2 protein-coding genes are annotated in these 3,090 nt (G+C 55.3%); both read left to right on the top strand.

What is annotated here, in order from left to right; all coding sequences use genetic code 11:
• Positions 1-421: 421 nt before the first annotated feature.
• Positions 422-1,255: a DUF1194 domain-containing protein gene (locus AC629_RS43275; protein WP_084810706.1), complete on the top strand. Its 834-nt coding sequence runs from the start codon at positions 422-424 to the stop codon at positions 1,253-1,255.
• A 1,542-nt stretch (positions 1,256-2,797) separates the two neighbouring features.
• A partial coding sequence (locus AC629_RS48050) for a hypothetical protein (RefSeq protein ID WP_210419223.1) occupies positions 2,798-3,090 on the top strand: 293 nt, incomplete at its 3' end.

Below are 3,090 nucleotides of genomic sequence, written 5' to 3'. Positions count from 1 at the left end.
TGTGCACCCAACTCAGGTCCAGCAAACCGTCGATTTGCCGTACCAAGTGATCAGCCGGCACCACCTTGTCGAGATTAAAGGAGTAAAAAAAACTGGCCCTGACCGCTCTCCTGCCGACCTAACATCCGCTGCTCCCGCAAATGCCGCCTCAAACCAACGGAATCACGGTTCGCGAGTCGCCTCAATCGGAGTTTTGCAACACAATCTCTTCGATAGCGGACATGCCAAGGGCTTTCGCTGCACGTCGGCTCAGAGCCACAACCCGGCCCTCGGACTAAGTCAGAGCTTGGAGTCAAGCGGGCATCGGTGCATCGGATTTTTGCGGCTTTCTCTCCCGTTAACTTGAACGTGAGGTCCCATGCTCCACCTTGCGCGGCGCAGGTTGCATGTCATCATCGCATTCGAGATATGGAGGTCCACAATGCGGTGTATCTCTATTTTAGCGGCGGTTGTTGCAGGTATCCTCGGCGGCGATCACATCAGCGCTGCCGCACAAGGCCCAAGACCGGAAATAGCGGACAAGCAAACTGCGCCGTCGGTCGATGTCGAACTCGTTGTCGCCGTCGACGTCTCCTATTCGATGGATTTGGACGAACTCGCCGTCCAGCGCGAGGGGTACGCCCAGGCGATCGTGTCCAAGGAATTTTTGCAGGCGCTGAGGACTGGTCCAAACAGCAAGATTTCCGTGACTTATTTCGAATGGTCCGCGTCCAACGATCAGAAGATCATTATTCCCTGGCGCGTGATCGACGGTCCCGAGACGGCTGACGCCGTGGCCGATGAAATCATGAACACACCAGTCCGCCGCGGATCGCGCACCTCAATCTCAGGCGCGATTTCGTTCGCGATACCGCTGTTTGATGGGGACCCCCACCGGGGATTACGGCGTGTCATCGACATTTCCGGCGACGGGCCGAACAATAACGGCTCGCCGGTCGCGCCCGCTCGCGATGAGGCGCTGGCCAAAGGCATCGTCATCAACGGCTTGCCGATCATGGTAAAGGAGCCATCCTATTCGACGATGGATATCGATAACCTCGATTGGTACTACGAGGATTGCGTTATCGGCGGCCCGGGCGCCTTTGTGCTGCCGATCAAGGACCGCGAGAATTTCAAGGAGGCGATCCGCACGAAGTTGATCCGAGAGGTCGCAGGCCGAGCTCCCGAGCGCCCGGTCAGGCCTGCATCGGACAAGGAGCCGCGCGTTAGCTGCACGATCGGCGAAAGATTGTGGCAGGATCGCTGGGGACGCTAATCCGAAATTCGGAGGACTCCCATCGTGGCGGAGCCGAAATCGGTCGTGAGACCGAAGTCGCCTTAGGGTCAAGAGCGCCGGTTTGAGCAGCAGCCGGTGACTTCCGGTCTGCCTCCAACTCCGGACATGTCCCCGCGCCGCGTAAACTGTCGCGAAGGGCCAAAAGCAGACTTCTTGGCTTCCAAAGTCGGTCTGGGAGAACCCCCGTAAATTCCCCCCGCCCAGGGGCATCACCCCAGTCTCCTACCTCGTAGGCAGAGCACAAAGCCGCGAGCGTACCCAAACTGAAATCGTCTTAGCGCAGTCCTCGTGGTCGTAAATGCCATGGCGCAACTCTTTAACGTATGTGTGCCGGACCAAGGTGATTATCTCTGATAGACCCTTGGCGTCGGGTGCGGACTGAGTATTGATTTGACACTCCATGGGACTTCGAGCGAGTTCTCGGCCATGTGCTGATCGTGCTACCGAGAGCAGACCAAATAGAAAAAGGATTAAAGCAGAACATGCTGCCTGTATGGCTCCTTCATACCAATCTTGTTTTTTCAACATGTCTACGTCTTCGAATGATAGCTTGAAGTACCGTATTACAAAGACCGACAATAGTATTGCTGAAATGGGTCCGAATATAATCCAACGTATGTACCTTATCGCCCTTGTTATGAAAGAATTAACAATCGTGCCAAAAGCCAATCCGAGGGACGCTTCGTCGTCAATCGCTCTGATTATGAGCAGCCGTTGAGCTTGGGCTGACAGTATTTCGCCCAATCGGGTAGCGGTTCGCAGCACTTCGACGTGGTTCTGTCGTCGTCGAGTAGCTCTTTTGGAGAACCCATGCCACCAACTAAACCCACCGAAAACAAGAGTAACCGCTCCGGCTATGAGCAAAGGTTTGCCAAACTCGTCCATTGGGAAGAGTGATTTCGCCAAAACCCATGGTGGTGTCCAAAGCGCTATGAAGACAGCGGCTCTTACCCAACTAGGTTCGTCACCGAAATCGGCATGGTGAGCTTCAATAAACGGAGTAGCCAGCGTTACAACAAGGGGGGGCGGCCCGTCTGCCTCGCATAACCGAGAGCCGTCAGGCTGGTGCAAAAGGTGCAGGGCACGGAGTGCGATATTGCCTCCGTGACTGTGGGCGATGATGAGTTGAGTAGCCTGCGGATGTTCAGCGTGTTCAGCCGATAGCTGTTTCGCGAGGACTTGCGCGGTCTCGTCTCTTATACGGATCGAGTTTTCGCCGGTCCAAAGTAGGCGCGTGATTTTGTGCGGGATGTCGTGGAGTTCGGTGCTGAGACGAGTCAGAAACGGACTGTCTTCCTCAAACCAAAATGGGGGTGGCTCCCAAGGTTGGCGTCGCCCCAATAGCCCGCGTACCCATTGTTTGAACCGGAAGAGTCTCGGAAAGAAGCCGCGTGGCCACGTTCCATGCACTAGCGTAATGAGAAGCTGGGGTCGGACTTCTGACATGGTGGCCGCCGTAAGCTTGGGACCAAAAATAACATTTTTTTTACATAGCGTGTCTCGGAGCGGTGGCAGCAAATAGTGGCCCGTCGTGTCCGCTTTGGGTCTTGGCTGTGTGAAAACACCAAGACGCTTGAGCGCGATAGAAAAAGTTATTCGTCCGAGACCGTTCTAGCGCTCAAGCTCGCAAGCGCCTTCAACTTAGCCGACGAACTGAAGAATGTAATTCTAGTCGTGTTTCAATCCTTTGCGTTTTTACACAGCCAAGGTCATTCTCGACCGACTCTGCGGGTTTCGGCCACCGTTCGATGTCTGCTCTTCTCCGAAACCGACCAGCTTACTGCGCGGCAACGAAATGACGCGAAGGGCCAACT

It is taken from the genome of Bradyrhizobium sp. NAS80.1 (assembly GCF_001908205.1).
In the GTDB taxonomy this organism is placed as follows: domain Bacteria; phylum Pseudomonadota; class Alphaproteobacteria; order Rhizobiales; family Xanthobacteraceae; genus Bradyrhizobium.
This window is presented reverse-complemented; position numbering and strand designations above follow the sequence as displayed.